General features: G+C 59.5%; 15 protein-coding genes. 7 read left to right on the forward strand and 8 right to left on the reverse strand.

What is annotated here, in order from left to right:
• Positions 1–4: 4 nt before the first annotated feature.
• Positions 5–1,105, reverse strand: a complete 1,101-nt coding sequence (locus tag ACILSI_RS01000; protein ID WP_395719966.1) for an esterase — start codon at positions 1,103–1,105, stop codon at positions 5–7.
• 222 nt (positions 1,106–1,327) lie between these two features.
• On the opposite strand from ACILSI_RS01000, the gene rpsA reads away from it, so the two are divergent.
• Together rpsA and ACILSI_RS01010 are read left to right on the forward strand one after the other, a co-directional pair.
• Positions 1,328–3,007 carry a 30S ribosomal protein S1 gene (rpsA, locus tag ACILSI_RS01005; protein ID WP_395719967.1) on the forward strand — a complete coding sequence of 560 codons (1,680 nt, stop codon included), beginning with the start codon at positions 1,328–1,330 and terminating at the stop codon, positions 3,005–3,007.
• A gap of 207 nt (positions 3,008–3,214) precedes the next feature.
• Positions 3,215–3,535, forward strand: coding sequence for a hypothetical protein (locus ACILSI_RS01010; RefSeq protein WP_395719968.1), 321 nt, complete (start codon positions 3,215–3,217; stop codon positions 3,533–3,535).
• 27 nt (positions 3,536–3,562) lie between these two features.
• Here the strand turns inward: ACILSI_RS01010 and ACILSI_RS01015 are convergent, their stop codons facing one another.
• Complete coding sequence (locus tag ACILSI_RS01015) at positions 3,563–3,862, reverse strand: hypothetical protein (protein WP_395719969.1); 300 nt, start codon at positions 3,860–3,862, stop codon at positions 3,563–3,565.
• Positions 3,863–4,047: 185 nt separating this feature from the next.
• On the opposite strand from ACILSI_RS01015, the gene ACILSI_RS01020 reads away from it, so the two are divergent.
• Positions 4,048–4,422, forward strand: a complete 375-nt coding sequence (locus ACILSI_RS01020; protein ID WP_395719970.1) for an MGMT family protein — start codon at positions 4,048–4,050, stop codon at positions 4,420–4,422.
• Between the two features lie 3 nt (positions 4,423–4,425).
• Here ACILSI_RS01020 and ACILSI_RS01025 read toward each other — a convergent pair whose 3' ends face one another.
• The 3 genes from ACILSI_RS01025 to ACILSI_RS01035 are packed head-to-tail and all read right to left on the reverse strand — an operon-like array spanning position 4,426 to position 9,317.
• Positions 4,426–5,850 (reverse strand): DUF1501 domain-containing protein, encoded by a 1,425-nt coding sequence (locus ACILSI_RS01025; protein WP_395719971.1) that lies wholly within the window; start codon positions 5,848–5,850, stop codon positions 4,426–4,428.
• A 5-nt stretch (positions 5,851–5,855) separates the two neighbouring features.
• Positions 5,856–8,789: a PSD1 and planctomycete cytochrome C domain-containing protein gene (locus ACILSI_RS01030; protein WP_395719972.1), complete on the reverse strand. Its 2,934-nt coding sequence runs from the start codon at positions 8,787–8,789 to the stop codon at positions 5,856–5,858.
• A 30-nt stretch (positions 8,790–8,819) separates the two neighbouring features.
• Positions 8,820–9,317 (reverse strand): hypothetical protein, encoded by a 498-nt coding sequence (locus ACILSI_RS01035; protein ID WP_395719973.1) that lies wholly within the window; start codon positions 9,315–9,317, stop codon positions 8,820–8,822.
• Between the two features lie 228 nt (positions 9,318–9,545).
• Between ACILSI_RS01035 and ACILSI_RS01040 the strand changes: the two genes are divergently transcribed.
• Complete coding sequence (locus tag ACILSI_RS01040) at positions 9,546–10,352, forward strand: hypothetical protein (RefSeq protein ID WP_395719974.1); 807 nt, start codon at positions 9,546–9,548, stop codon at positions 10,350–10,352.
• On the opposite strand, the gene ACILSI_RS01045 is transcribed toward ACILSI_RS01040, so the two are convergent.
• Together ACILSI_RS01045 and ACILSI_RS01050 are read right to left on the reverse strand one after the other, a co-directional pair.
• Positions 10,339–10,524 carry a hypothetical protein gene (locus ACILSI_RS01045; protein ID WP_395719975.1) on the reverse strand — a complete coding sequence of 62 codons (186 nt, stop codon included), beginning with the start codon at positions 10,522–10,524 and terminating at the stop codon, positions 10,339–10,341. The two genes, ACILSI_RS01040 and ACILSI_RS01045, sit on opposite strands and share 14 nt — an antisense overlap.
• Positions 10,525–10,593: 69 nt before the next feature.
• Positions 10,594–10,872, reverse strand: a complete 279-nt coding sequence (locus ACILSI_RS01050) for a hypothetical protein (RefSeq protein ID WP_395719976.1) — start codon at positions 10,870–10,872, stop codon at positions 10,594–10,596.
• On the opposite strand from ACILSI_RS01050, the gene ACILSI_RS01055 reads away from it, so the two are divergent.
• From ACILSI_RS01055 to ACILSI_RS01065, 3 genes are all read left to right on the forward strand, one after another.
• Positions 10,871–11,692, forward strand: a complete 822-nt coding sequence (locus ACILSI_RS01055; protein ID WP_395719977.1) for an SseB family protein — start codon at positions 10,871–10,873, stop codon at positions 11,690–11,692. The genes ACILSI_RS01050 and ACILSI_RS01055 overlap by 2 nt on opposite strands.
• A 148-nt stretch (positions 11,693–11,840) precedes the next feature.
• Positions 11,841–13,037: an ATP/GTP-binding protein gene (locus tag ACILSI_RS01060; protein ID WP_395719978.1), complete on the forward strand. Its 1,197-nt coding sequence runs from the start codon at positions 11,841–11,843 to the stop codon at positions 13,035–13,037.
• Between the two features lie 6 nt (positions 13,038–13,043).
• The gene (locus ACILSI_RS01065) at positions 13,044–13,562 is read left to right on the forward strand and encodes an RloB domain-containing protein (RefSeq protein WP_395719979.1); all 519 of its coding nucleotides are present in this window, start codon (positions 13,044–13,046) and stop codon (positions 13,560–13,562) included.
• 117 nt (positions 13,563–13,679) lie between these two features.
• Here the strand turns inward: ACILSI_RS01065 and ACILSI_RS01070 are convergent, their stop codons facing one another.
• Positions 13,680–14,465, reverse strand: coding sequence for a hypothetical protein (locus ACILSI_RS01070; protein ID WP_395719980.1), 786 nt, complete (start codon positions 14,463–14,465; stop codon positions 13,680–13,682).
• Positions 14,466–14,489 lie beyond the last annotated feature (24 nt).

Below are 14,489 nucleotides of genomic sequence, written 5' to 3' on the forward strand. Positions count from 1 at the left end.
GTTCTCAGCGGAACAGCTTCGGCGCGAACTCAGCCAGATAATCCCGCCACACCGGCCAGGAGTGATCTCCCGGCGTGAGCCGCCATTCATGGTTCACGCCGCGTGCCTTGAGCAGGGCGATGAGCTGTTCGTTGCGTCCGAGCGCGCCGTTGTCCTTTTCGCCGCAGGCGATCCACAGCAGTTTCACCTTCGCATTGGTGCCTGCGGCATCGTCGAGCGCTGGTTTGATCTCGTTCTCATCCGCTGCACCGCTGAAACAGCCGATCCAGGCAAAACGGTCGGTGTTCGTCAGGCCAATGCTCAGCGACTGCCAGCCGCCCATGCTCAGGCCGGCGATGGCGCGTTGTTCGCGCTCAGGTGAGACGCGATAGAGGCTTTCGACGAGGGGCAGTCCGTCTTGCAGCAGCTCGTTTTTGAAGGCCTGGAGAGATTCGGCGCGTTTGTCGGCCATTTCGCGCGGGATTTGGCCCAGCGGATGGCCGTCGAGCATCAAAACGATCATCGGCTTCGCTTTGCCGGCGGCGATGAGGTTGTCGAGAATCCAGTGCGCCTTGCCATGCACCACCCAGGCCTCGTGACGGTCGCCGGAGCCGTGTTGGAGGACCAGCAGTGGGTATTTCGTGCTCGAATCGGCCTCATAGCCCGGCGGGGTGTAAACCCAGGCGCTGCGCTGCCCGCCGAGGGCTTTTGAGAGGTAGTCGTGCTGATGCACGGTGCCGTGTGGCACGTTCTGGAAGTCCCACACGTTTGGCGGCGTGCCCGGAATGTGCAGGATGCTCGCGGTGGGCTTGCGCTGCGGCTTTTGCGCCGGATTCAGCGGATCGATCATCATCAAACCGTCCACGATGAAGCTGTACTCCCACACGCCAGGAGCGACCTTCGGCACGGTGAGGGTCCAGACTTTGTCCGCATCCTGGGTCATGGTGGCCTGCTGTTTGTCCCACTGGCCGCGCAACGCCACACTTTGGGACTTGGGTGCGCGCAGACGAAAGGTGACGCTGTGATCCTCCCGGATCTCTGGCGAAATCAACGATGGGGCAGGCTGGGCTGCTGCTGGGAGCGTGCTCAAGGCCCAAACCAAGGCCAGGGTGGGAAAATGCTTCATGGTGGCCGGATGCTGGCATGCGCCCCGGTGGATGGGAAGCCTGTTTTCAGCGGGTTGGAGCGGGCTTATTTTCCCTCTTGCCAAACGAAGTTCCTCCCCGACTATCTCGGCCCTCTTGTCCGGGAGCCTGTTGGTTCTGCGGGACGAAAGCCCGCAGCGCGCCTCAGGAGTGGAGGTTCGCGTGCGGTTTCCCTCCAAACACTCGCAACCCGTAACAGCATAATGAGCGCAACAGCTACTCTCGCAGACCTGATCGCAGGTTCTTTCCGCGAGCTCTCCGAAGGATCCATCGTCAAAGGCAAGATCCTCGAAATCAAACCGCAGGTCATCCTCGTGGACATCGGCTACAAGTCCGAAGGGGCCATCCCCTCCAACGAGTTTGAAGATGAAGACATCCAGGTCGGCGATGAGGTGGAAGTCCTCCTCGAACGCCTCGAAAACGACGAAGGCATGGTCGTGCTCTCCAAGGAGAAGGCCGCCCACCGTCAGAACTGGGAGAAAATTTACGCCGTGTTCAAGGACGGCGGTCTCGTCAAAGGCAAGATCAAGAGCGTCGTCAAAGGCGGCCTCATGGTCAACGTCGGCGTCGAAGCTTTCCTGCCCGGCAGCCAGATCGACATCATTCCGCCGAAGGATCTCAACGAGTACGTCGGCAAGGTGTTCGAGTTCAAGATCGTCAAGATCAACGACGAGCGCAAAAACATCGTCCTCTCCCGCCGCGAAGTCATCGAGGCCGAGCGCGCCGAGCAGCGCCAGAAGTTCCTCGACGGCGTCACCCCTGGCGACAAGGTCATCGGCATCGTCAAGAACATCACCGACTTCGGTGCGTTCGTCGATCTCAACGGCATGGACGGTCTCCTCCACATCACCGACATGTCCTGGGGCCGCCTCAACCATCCTTCCGAACTCCTCGGCATCGGGCAGAAAATCGAAGTGCAGATCCTTGAGGTCAATCGCGAGAAAGAACGCGTCTCCCTCGGCCTCAAGCAGCTTCAGAACAACCCGTGGGAAAACATCGAAGCCCGTTACCCCGTCGGCCATCAGGTCCACGGCAAGGTCACGAAGCTCGTCGCCTACGGCGCGTTTGTGGAAGTGGAAGAAGGCGTCGAAGGCCTCATCCACGTCTCCGAACTCTCCTGGACGAAGCGCATCGCCCGTCCTTCCGATGTCCTCACCGTGGGTCAGGAAGTCAACGCTGTGGTGCTTGGCATCAACAAGGAAGAACGCAAGATCAGCCTTGGCGTCCGTCAGCTCGACACCAATCCTTGGGACGATATCGACGCTCGTTACCCGATCGGCACGCAGATGAAGCGCGCCGTCCGCAACCTCACCGCCTACGGCGCGTTTGTGGAGCTGGAAGAAGGCATCGACGGCATGATCCACGTCTCCGACCTCAGTTGGACCCGCAAGATCAACCACCCTTCCGAACTGCTCAAAAAGGGCCAGGAAGTGGACGCCGTCGTGCTCGGCATCGACAAGGCCAACCAGCGCATCAGCCTCGGCATGAAGCAGCTCGACACCGACCCATGGTCCATCATCGACACCCGCTTCAAGGTGGGCGACGTCGTGAAGGGCCGCGTGGCGAAGATCGCCAGCTTCGGTGCCTTCGTCGAACTCGAAGACGACATCGACGGCCTCGTGCACATCTCGCAGATCAGCGAGGACCGCATCGAGAAGGTCAAGGACAAGCTCAACGTGGGCGACGAAGTGGAAGCACGCGTCATCAAAGTGGACAAGGTGGAGCGCCGCATCGGCCTTTCCATCAAGGCCATGAACTACAGCGAAGCCGAGATCCAGAAAGAAAGCCAGGCCTTCGAAGCCCTCCGCCCCAGCACCGACCTCGTCGGCCTGGAGCAGGCCTTCAAGTTCGCCACCGAAGAGTGGCGTCCGGGCGGTCAGTAATCCGCGATCCACGATTCAACATACGATCACCACGAGGGGACGCCGCAAGGCGTCCCCTTTTTTGTCCCGGTGCCACGTGAAAAGAAGCAGGAGTGGCCCAACTTCCGCTCTAGGTGAAGTGCGCCATTCAAAAACCGGTTGCCTCACCAAATTCATGTAATATACCTAATTCTAAATACGTTTTCTTCTTGATGTGACCCAAGATTTATGCTGATCTTTCAATTCGGCACAAATGCCCGCCTCCTAAGCTTACTCCCAGTCTTTGACATGTGTCCTTCAGCAGAACCTTTGGAAAGCAGCCGCAGTTTGCACGGAAAGCTGGTGGTTTTCATGAGTCTGTCGGCACATGCGTCCGCCTCTGGGGCCCCCTCCACTCATGAACTGGTGCGGAAAGACCAGTTGAAGGAGCTGGCCCGCATTGCCGACAGCGACGAGCAGCGCATGGATGAATATGCCTCATATGTTCTGCTGCCATTGCTGCTGCTGTTTGGCACGATTGTGCTGGTGCGCCGGTCCATCCTGCCGTGAGTGCACGATTGCATGCGGCATTAGCTCTTACCTTTTGGGTGTCGGCAGCACTTCCACCTCGATCTCGCGGACTTCGATCATGGATGTGGAAGCAGCCGTCTTCTCAAACCGTCGATCCTTCGCAAACGTGCCCGTCAGCTTCTGGCGCAGGGTGAAATAAAGCGCGACGCAGGCTGAAACCGCCAGTCCCGTCACCACCACGGCCGCACCGACCACCAGCATGAGCACTATGATGCCCAGCACCACGATCACGCCCAGTCCAAGCACCAGCACGCCCGGAAGACCCCGCAGGGGCGGCAGATGGAAGGCAAACGTCCTGGGTTTCATGCCATCAACATGCCTATTTTGCCCACGATCACAATATGCATCTGCCCAGTCATGGCCTGGTTTCAGCCTCCAGGCAGAAACGCCGGCGCGGCCAGCTCCTTGCGCAGTGCTAGCAGCCGCTCCAGCAAAGTCAGCTTTTGTGGGTTGTGTCGCAGTGAAAAGCACGGCAGGCATGGGTCTGCGCCATGCCTCGTGGAAAATCCATCGCCTTTGCCCGCATCCGCGCGGAGGTCATCCGCTTGGTGGCGTTGATCCCGCCGGGGAAGTTCACCACCTACGGCAGCATCGCCATCCACATGAACGTCATCGCCCGTCATGTGGCCACCGTGCTGAGTCGGCTCACAGAGGAAGAATCCGCCTCGCTGCCCTGGCATCGAGTTGTCTCCGCCGATGCGCGTCTCAGCCCGAACATGGACGCGACTCTTTCGCGCAAGCAGCGTCGCCTTCTCAAGGCGGAGGATCTGCGCATCGACAAAGACGGCTACATCCAGGATGCGGAGACGCATTTCCATGTCGTCGGCGTGCGGCGGAACATCCGGTGGAGTGAGGCGGGAGAGTAACCCTCACGCCAGCAGCTTCGTCACCAGCTCGCCATGCACGTTGGTCAGGCGCATGTCGAGCCCCTGGAAGCGCACGGCCAGCTTGGTGTGATCGAAGCCGAGCAGGTGCAGCAGCGTCGCATGCAGGTCGTGCACATGCACCGGATCTTGCGTGACGTTGAAGCCAAACTCGTCGCTCTCGCCGAGCGTGAGGCCGGGCTTCATGCCACCGCCGGCAAACCACATGGTGAAGGCGTTCGGATGATGATCGCGCCCGTCACTGCCGCCTTGCACCATCGGCGTGCGACCGAATTCGCCGCCCCAGATCACCAGCGTGTCCTCCAGCAAGCCGCGCTGTTGCAAATCACGCACCAGCGCCGCGCAGGGCTGGTCAGTGAGGGCACATTGATCCTTCAATCCTTTGGTGAGACCGCCGTGGTGGTCCCAGGCCTCGTGGAAGAGCTGCACAAAGCGCACACCGCTTTCGATGAGACGGCGGGCGAGCAGGCAGTTGTTGGCGAACGAGGCCTCGCCGGGCTTCGCGCCATACATGTCGAGGATGTGCTTCGGCTCCTTCGAGATGTCCATGACCTCGGGCGCGGTCTGCTGCATGCGGTAGGCCAGCTCGAAGCTATTGATGCGCGCGGCGATCTCGGGATCGCCCACGACATTGAGCCGCTCCTCGTTGAGTTGCTTCAGCGCGTCCAAAGTCTGACGCTGTGTCTTGTCCGTGACGCCCTGCGGGTTGTTCAGGAATAACACAGGCTCTCCACTGCTGCGGAAGGGCACGCCCTGATAAACCGTGGGCAGAAAACCGCAGCCGAAGTTCGACAAGCCACCGCTGGGGCCTTTCTGGCCGCTTTGCATGACGACATAGCCGGGCAGGTCCTGGTTCTCGGTGCCGAGGCCGTAAAGCGTCCATGCGCCAAAGCTTGGCCGTCCAAAGATCTGCGAACCCGTGCTCATCAAAATCTGCCCGGGTGCGTGATTGAAGGCATCGGTCTTCATTGAGCGCACGATCGTGAGATCATCCGCGATCTTGGCCGTGTGCGGCAGCAGCTCGCTGATCTCCGCGCCGCTTTGACCGTGTTTGGCAAACTTGAACTTCGGGCCGAGCAGCTTGCTGTTCGGATTGATGAACGCGGCACGGTAGCCTTTGAGCAGGTCCGCCGGCGGCAGCTTGCCGTCCCACTTGGCAAGCTCGGGCTTATTGTCGAACAGCTCCAGATGGCTCGGAGCACCGCCCATGAACAAATAGATCACGCGTTTGGCCTTCGCGCCGTAATGCGGCTTCTTCAGGGCCAGCGGACTCGTCGGCGCGGGCGCGGCGTTGGCACGCATGAGATCCAGTGCCGCCAGCGAGGCCATGCCGACGCCGCATTCCTGGAAAAACCAGCGGCGGGTCAGATAGCGGGCGTGTTCCCGTTGCAAATCAGTCATGAGATTCATGGCGGTCATTCCTTGGTGATGGTTTCGTCCAGGTTCAGCAGCGCGCGCGCCACCGTGGTCATCGGCGCGAGCGTTGCAGGCGCGGTGTGGGTGCGTTGCTGATTCAGCAGGCCCAGAAGCACGCGGGTTTCTTTATCCGTCGGCTGTCGTGAGGTGCAAAGGTGGAAGCCATACGCGATAGCGGCCTTGTCATCGCCCTTCGCGGCGTCTGTCATGCGTTTGGCGAGATGCTCGGCCGCCTCGAGGCTCAGCGTTTCATTCAGCGTCATCAAGGCCTGCAGCGGCGTGTTGCTGCGGGCGCGTTTGATGCAGCTCGCCTCGCCATTCGGCACGTCAAACGTGCTGAGGAAAGGATACGGTGTGCTGCGACGGCGGAAGACATAAACGCTGCGGCGGTACTTCTGATTGGAGTCCTCCACCTTCCACGGGAAGGGCGCGTAACTGACGGGCTTCTGGAATAGATATTCCGGCGCGGGCGGCATGACGCCACGCCCGCCGACTTCGGGATTGAGCAAGCCGCTGACGGCGAGCTGGATGTCGCGCACGATCTCGCCCTCGACGCGGAAGCGCGGGCCACGGGCGAGCAGGCGGTTGTAGGGATCGCGTTCCAGCAGCTCCGGCGTGACGCGGCTGTCCTGCTGATAGGTGTGGCTGGTGACGATGAGCTTGTGCAAATGCTTGAGGCTCCAGCCGTGATCCATGAACTCGCAGGCCAGCCAGTCGAGCAGCTCTGGATGGCTCGGCTTCGCACCCTGAGTGCCGAAGTCCTCCGCTGTCTCCACCAAACCGATGCCGAAGTAGGCCTGCCACACGCGGTTCACGATCGCACGCGCCGTGGTGGGCGAGTCACGTGAGACGAGCCACTTCGCGAACGTGAGGCGCGAGCTGTCGGCGTTCTTGGGCAGCGGATTGAGTGCCGCAGGCACGCCAGTGGTGACGCGGTCGCCAGGCTTGAGGAAATCGCCACGCTTCAGGACGCTGGTCATGCGCGGTTGCTCACGGGCATCCAGAACAAGTGTGGTGGTGCCTTCGGGATGCTGCTTCCACAGCGCTTCGATCTCATCATTGATCGGCTTCCACTCGGCAATGCTGCCACGAAAAACGCCGAACTCAGTTTTTTTGCCATAAAGCGGGTCTGCCTCAGCATCCGCTGCCTCCGTGGCGCTGATGCGATAGCGACCGAGGTTCATCGTTTGCAGATCGTCGCTGTTCCAGCCGCCATGCTTCATGCTGAGGCCGATCGTCAGCTCAGAGCCGTCATTGACCTCGATCGGTTTCTCCAGCACAAACACCGCGTTGCGCGGCACATTGCGACGGCCCGGACCGGCATCAATGCCCCAGGCCGTGTCAGCCTTGCCATCAATCGCATAAGCGATGGGCCCCGTGACGCGCTTGTCCTTTGCTGTGTCCTGATCTTTGGCAAAACCGGGGATCGGCGTGTTCTCCGGCTCACCAAAGTCAGCGGTGGCCTTGCTGAACTTCAACGCGGTATCCTTGCCATTGATCTTGATCGTAGCGTTGAACTCGGTGAGTGCGGCGGTGCCTTTCTGCGAGCGTCCGGGACCGTAAGCCGGCAAGTTCGGATCATTCATGAGCTCCAGGCGAAACGCGGCGATCTTGAGCGGTGCGCCTTGCTTCACCACAAACTTCACCTCGCTCTTCGTCGGCGCGTAACCTTGGGCAAGAATGCTGCCATCAGGTTGGCGCAAGGCTTTTTCGCCACCGCTGGGATCGTCTTCAAACTGCAGCGTGGTCCATGCAGGTTGAGGTTTGAGCGATTTCTTCCATGAGGCCAAATGCTGCTGCCAGTCGGCATGATCATGACGGAGTTTGTCTTCGAGTTCGCGGATGCGCTGCATGAGCTCCGCGCGCTGCATCTGCTCGCTGGAAGTATAGACCACGCGCCAGGGCTCGTTGTCGTTGTTCAGGAAGGCGAACATCCGGTAGTACTCCTCCTGCGTGATCGGATCGTACTTGTGGTTGTGGCACTGCGTGCAGCCGATGGTGAGACCGAGCACGCTTTTCCCGATGGTGTCCATGTGGTCAAACATGGCCTCCATGCGAAACTGCTCAGGATCGACGCCGCCTTCCTCGTTGATCATCGAGTTCCGCAGGAAGCCGGTGGCCACGATTTGATCCTGCGTGGCCTTTGGCAGTTGATCCCCGGCGATCTGCTGGATGATGAACTGATCGTAAGGCAGGTCGCGATTGAAGGCATTGATCACCCAGTCGCGGTAAAACCAGATGAAGCGCATCGGGTCCTTTTCATAGCCGTTCGAGTCCGCGTAATGCGCGGCATCGAGCCAGTGGCGCGCCCAGCGCTCGCCATGATGCTCGGAAGCAAGGAGTTGGTCGATCAGAGCATCAACGGACCCTTTTTCTGTCGGCGAAGGCGGCAGACCGATGAGATCGAGATACAGCCGCCGCACCAGTTTTTCCGGCGCGGCTTTCGGCGCAGGCTTGAGACCTTCCTTCGCGAGCCGTTCTTGAACGAACGCATCAATCGGATGCGCCCCCTTGGCACCGGGCACCTTCGGCTTTACCGGCGGCTTGAAGGCCCAGTGGTCCGTCTTGGTCTCCAGCCTCACACTCGCACTGTCCGGCCATTCGGCGCCCGCGTCGATCCACGCTTTGATCGTGGCGATCTCGGAGGCACTGAGCGGATCTCCTTTGCGGGGCATCCGCATTTTCGGGTTCCGGCCCTCAATGGCATGCACCATCACGGAGTCGGCGCTGTGACCGGGCTTGATGGCAAGGCCGAAGTCCCCGCCTTTCAACGCGCTGGGTTTGTGATCCAGCCTTAGCGCGGCTTCCTGCTTGTTCGGGCCATGGCAGGAATGACAGCGCTCCTTCAGGATCGGCTGCACGTCATGGACGAAATCAACCGCCGCCACGGCGGGCAGTACGGCGGCCAGGGAGAGCACCAAAGGTTTCAGCATGCAGACGAATACGTGTGCTCTCATGAAATCTCATGTCCCACGGCATGGAGGATTCAGACAGCGCAGGCCGCAGACCTCCATGAACACATGGTGGCCCGGCTTCGCATAAACCGTGACGAAACGGCCGGGACCTGCCACTCCGTAACGGGCAAACTCTTTGGAGTTGGAGGCCTGCTTCAGCAGCCCGGCACGATACAGCACATGCGAGATCGATCCGGAGCAGTCAAAGCCGTTGTCGAACAGCACCTGATGCCCGCCGCCCCACTTGTAGGGCTTGTCCACGAGCTGATTCGCGGCCAGCACCAGTCGATGAATCTCGGCAGGATGGGTGTAGTGGGCGTAGGCATGCCGTCCGTTGAAATACAGCGGCACCACCGGGGGAGCCATGCCATACCATGCCGCCGCCCCCATCCCACCCAAAGCGCCCCACAGGCCGAGCTTTAGCCAGCGACGACGCCCAAGATCCTGGACACACTGCGCTTCGGCAGTGTCTTCGATTTTATAGGGAATGAGCGGTTCCTGCGTCATGCAACTAGGTGGAAATATAATTTCCATAATGCATTGCGTCAATGCTTATATATTGGCAGGTAAAATCATCTACGCTCCATCCGGCAAAAAAATTCATGACCCCTTCGTTCGCCTGCGGCCTGATTCTCGGGTGAAGAGGGCGGCTTTACCTGCGCATCCTTGCGCCGATCCTGCGCTCGGGGGATTCCCTCCTTGCTTGTCATCGTGAGCCACGACACCCTATCCATTATGAAAAAGGGATGCTTGATCGTGCTGGCTGTCGGAGTCGTCTTATCCCTGATCGGGGCTGCCGTGGTTTTCTTTGTGTTCCGCCTCACCGCACCGCTGGTCACGGAAGGGGAAAAATTCCTCAACACCGCCGGGAACGGTTCTCCTGAGGCCGCGTATGCGATGGCATCAGCCACCTTACGCAACGGCCAGACCCAGGAGGACTTCACCCGCGCCATCCAAAAGTTCGGCCTCAAAGGCTATGAATCCGCCTCGTGGTCCAACCGCAATATCAGCAACGACCGCGGAGTGCTCGAAGGCACCGCCCACACCCAGTCTGGCGGCTCCGTGCCACTCACCCTGGAACTGATCAAAGAAGGCGAGACCTGGAAGGTGCTCTCCATCAAGGGACCGCAGCCTGGGGCCAGCAGCGGGCCGATCATTGCCAAGGAAGACGCTCCGCTGGCCGTGCCATCCTCGGAAGAGGCCAGTCGGATGGTCCTCGCCTCGCTCCTCGCCTTCAATGAGGCGCTTCAGGCCAAGTCCTTCGAGACCTTCCACGCGGGCATTTCCAATCTCTGGCAGCAGCAGATCACCCCCGCCAAGCTGCTGGAGGTGTTCAAGCCCTTCATCGATGCCGAGATCAATCTCGCCCCCATCAAGCCCCTCACCCCGGTGTTCAAATCCCCGCCCGCCATCAACGAAGACGGCGTCCTCATCCTCGAAGGTGACTACCCGACGGAGCCCAGCAAAGTCTATTTCACCCTGAAGTATGTCTCCGAGAACAAGGCCTGGAAGCTCATCGGTGTGAACGTCAATGTGAAGTGATGATCTCTTCAGGGCCGCCGGTACCACCGGCCAGCCTGATCCCAAAGAGCGGCTGCTTATCCTCCGCCTGCGCAGCGAGGACAACGACTTCTACAACGACTTCAGCCTCCTCGCCAGCAAGCTTCTCCCGCCCGGCATTGACCTCGTCTGCGGCGTCATCACTGACGAGCATGCCCACCCTTTCCTCAGCAAAAACAAGCCCCTTTGGCCAGTGATGGCCGAGGTGGGATGAAGCCGTTTGTCAGACCGTTGCACCCTGATACCATTTTCCCGATAACGACACGCAGCCTCTCAGCGCAGGTAGCGCGACGCTGAGCATCCGCAGCGGCAATGCGGAAATCAAGCTGTCCCCGCTCGGGTTGGCGGTGTTTGAGCTGAAGACGAGGTGAAACATCGCATCGTGCTCGCGTCCACCTCGTGCGATTTCCTGCCTTGGTACTGCGAGTGTTTGAAGCGCGGCGCGGCTGACGGCGATATTTGTGCTTTCCTTCTGCGCCGTTTTTGAAACAATTCCAGGCATGGACGGAGAATTCAGCCCTCAATGGCGGCCCGAACCGGAGCCGGGCAACGCGCTTGAACGCTTGCTGCAAAAGGCGGCCACCGATCCGGCCATGCACGGACGCATGATGCGGGCGCTGTGGGATGCGGAGCTGCACACGCTCATCGAATACCATCCAGAACTGGCGGGTGCCACCATGGAGCTGAGCAACGGCTCCCCCATGCCGCGTTTTGTTCTCGTGCAGGACGATACCGGCATTTTCATCCCGGTCTTCAGCAGCGAGGCCGTGGCCGAGTACTGCATCACCAAGAACGCGAAGGGCAAAGGCCCGCAGGCCGTCGCCTCCATGCCTGGAGAGGCCTTCTTCCTCATGATGGCCCAGTTGAAGCACGATGTGATCTTGAATGCCGGCATGACACACCGCCTCCTTCTCAAGCCCGAGGCCATCGCCGATCTCGTCTCCGGCGCGATGCGCCACTCCCGCCCGTCTCATGGCAAAGAGGAGGCCACCACCCTGCATGGCGTTGAGGCAGGCAGCCTCCCGCCCGACTTCCGAGACGGCATCCGCCGCTTCTGCGACCGCACGCCCGTTCCCATCGCCGTTTATCTCTTCGTCCTCGTCGATCCCGCCACCGGCCAGCCCGACCTGCGGCGGTGGCGGCTCATCCTGCGGCTGCGCAGCGAGGACAACGACTTCTACAACGACCTCAGCCTCCTTGCCGGCAAGCTCACCCCGCCCGGCATCGAACTCGCCTGTGGTGTCGTCACCGACGACGAGCATGCCCTCGCCTTCCTCAGCAAGAACACCCCGCTCTGGCCGGTGATGGCCGAGGTGGGATAATGCCGTTTTTCAGACCGTTGCACCCCGGCAACTATTTTCAGGCAAGATTTTTGACGCATTTTGTCCCACAATCTGTCGAAATGCGTATTGAAATGTAATAAATGACAAAATATTGTTTATTTGCTGATTTAACCTCGCCTCCGTTCTCATGATTTACTCCTTTGGTGGCCGCAATTTTTACTCGTTCCGGGATTCCTTTGAGGTGGACTTCCGCTTGAAGCCGCAGGCTTCTGAGCGGGATATCTTCCAGACAGACACCCGTGGCCAGAAATGCAATACCGTGATGGGCATCTTCGGGGCCAATGCCTCCGGCAAGACGCACCTGCTTCAGGCGCTCGGGTTTCTACAATGGTTCATCCTACATTCCGCTCAAGAAAAGCCAGATGAGAAAACTTGGGAAAGCATGGCATTCCTGTTCTCGGAGACACCCGAGCCACAGACGGAGCTGTTCCTTGAATTCGAAATGGGCGGACAGCACTACCGCTATGATCTCTGCCTGGATGACAGGCGGGTGCTAAGCGAATCGCTCCAAGTGAAGAGGGTCCGTTTTGCCATGGTGTTTGAGCGAGAGTGGAATGGCAGTTCCTATAACTTCAAAAGTCAGGATTTTGGTCAAAACGCCATTCAAGTGCCCCAGCGATCCAACGCCTCGTTCATTTCCACCTCACTTCTCCTGGAAAACACATTCGCAAGACAGCTCGATACCTTTTTCACATCCTGCTACGGCAATCTTTGGGCGCTGGGACGAAGTGACCGACATGACCCGCTCACCGAGAACCTGATTGCGACAGCCAAATTTTTTGACGAACATCGCGACCATCTTGAGTGGGTGAACCACCGTCTCGCCAATTTTGACCTCGGGCTTCATGAGATTGCGATCCGCAAGGTTCCAGTTCCAGCGATGGATGGGAAAATGGAGGATAAGGTTCTGCCTTTTGGGATTCACCGCTACGGTAACCATGACTATGCGCTCTCGATTTTCGAGGAATCCCGCGGCACGCAGGCTCTGTTTGTACTGCTGCGCTATGTTCTTCCAGTGCTGAAGTCTGGCGGCATCGCCTTCATTGACGAGTTCGAGCAGGGGCTACATTCCCACATGATACCCTGTCTCGTGGACCTGTTCTACACCACCAAGCACAACCCCAAAGGCGCTCAGCTCGTCTTCTCATGCCACTCGGACTACATCATCAGCCAGCTTGAGAAGTATCAGATCCAGCTCGTGGACAAGGATGACGAGGGCTCCAGCCACACCTACCGGCTCAACGAGGTCAAGGGCGTCCGCAACGTGGACAACCATTACGCCAAATATCATGCCGGAGCCTACGGCGGTGTTCCTGAGTTTTGAGCCTCCATGCCATCGCCACGCCGTCAACTTCAAGTCCGCCGCACTGTCCTCGTCGTCGTGGAAGGAGATACCGAGTTTGCGTTCTGTCGGTATTTGAAGGCCGTCGGCTCACACGGCAGAAACATCCAGATCACCATCAAGAACGCGCATGGCGGTTCGCCAGACAAAATCGTCGAATTTGCCCGCCGTCAGGCCCGCCAGTCCGCATTTGAGCAGGTTGTCATCGTTTTCGATGATGACAAGCCGCTCACCACTGCTGGCGAAAAGATGGCTAAAGCTCTGAAATCCCAAGTCTTCCGCTTCCAGCCCTGCATTGAGGGTTTCTTTTTTCAGCTCATGGGCTGTCCTTTGCCGGGGGATTCAGCCACTTGCAAACGCGCCTTCCATCAACAGGGATTGGATGAAAAACAGAAGGTGGATCACGATGCCTATGCCAAGCTTTTTCCAATGGCCCAATTCAATCAGCTCATGACGAACCCCCAGTTCTCTGCGTTGTGGAAACTGTTCACGAACGACGCACCATAAACAGAGCCAAAGCCGCATCCTAAATTGGGCAAGAGCGAAGCTGTATACAATCCTGTCGAAGCCGAAGAGCAACAGATCTGTCGAAGATCACTCACCGGTGCGTGCAAATCCACAGGCTCACGGGCCGGGCGGCGGCGGGGCAGGGGGCTCCGGCTCTTCTCCGGACGACGGATTCTCCAGCAGGTGCTGCATCATGTAGAGCGGCAGCTTCTCGGGCTGGCGGGGGAACATTTCCATGAGCTTCACGAGGTTGAGGTAGAGCATGAGCTGTAGGTTCTCGCGGGCCAGTTTCTTGCCGTCCTGCGTGGTGGTCTTGCCGCCGGTGGAGGACTCGCTGGCGGTGTAGATCGTGACCCAGGCGTTTTTCAGGTTCGTGGCGGCGGTGACGAGCGGGGCACCGAGATCGGCCTGATGCGCGGTGATGGCGGTGACGAGGGTTTGCAGATGCACTTCCACCTGATCATCGCGGCAGGAGCTGAAGATACTGCGACCGCTCGGCACGCATTCGGTCACCTCAGGGGAACCATCGCCATAGTGGGCGATGACGGCGGCGACGATTTTCGTCACGGCGGCAGGCAGGGTCTTGCGGAAGTTGTCCTTGGCCTGCTTGCGCGCCATGCGGATGCCGAGTTTGCCCTGGTCATCGGTCACGCAGTCCTCCACCTGCGTCAGTGCCTGGCTGGTGGCGGTGATGCGGGCGGAGAGTTCGCCACCGCTGTTGTTGGCGGTCATCCGTTCCAGATGATCCGTGGTGAAGGCGACGAGTTCGAAGACGCTGATGTCCTTGTCGTCGAAAGGATTGTCGAGGAAGCGTGACAGGTTTCTCATGGTGCTGCTGGGTTGGGCATCCGGTGAATCAAAGCGCACACCACTGTCGAAAAACGCGTAGCCGTAGCGAGCCATGATTCACGAATGCGGGTTGGAGAA

The organism is Prosthecobacter sp. (genome assembly GCF_044232965.1).
Taxonomy (GTDB): domain Bacteria; phylum Verrucomicrobiota; class Verrucomicrobiia; order Verrucomicrobiales; family Verrucomicrobiaceae; genus Prosthecobacter.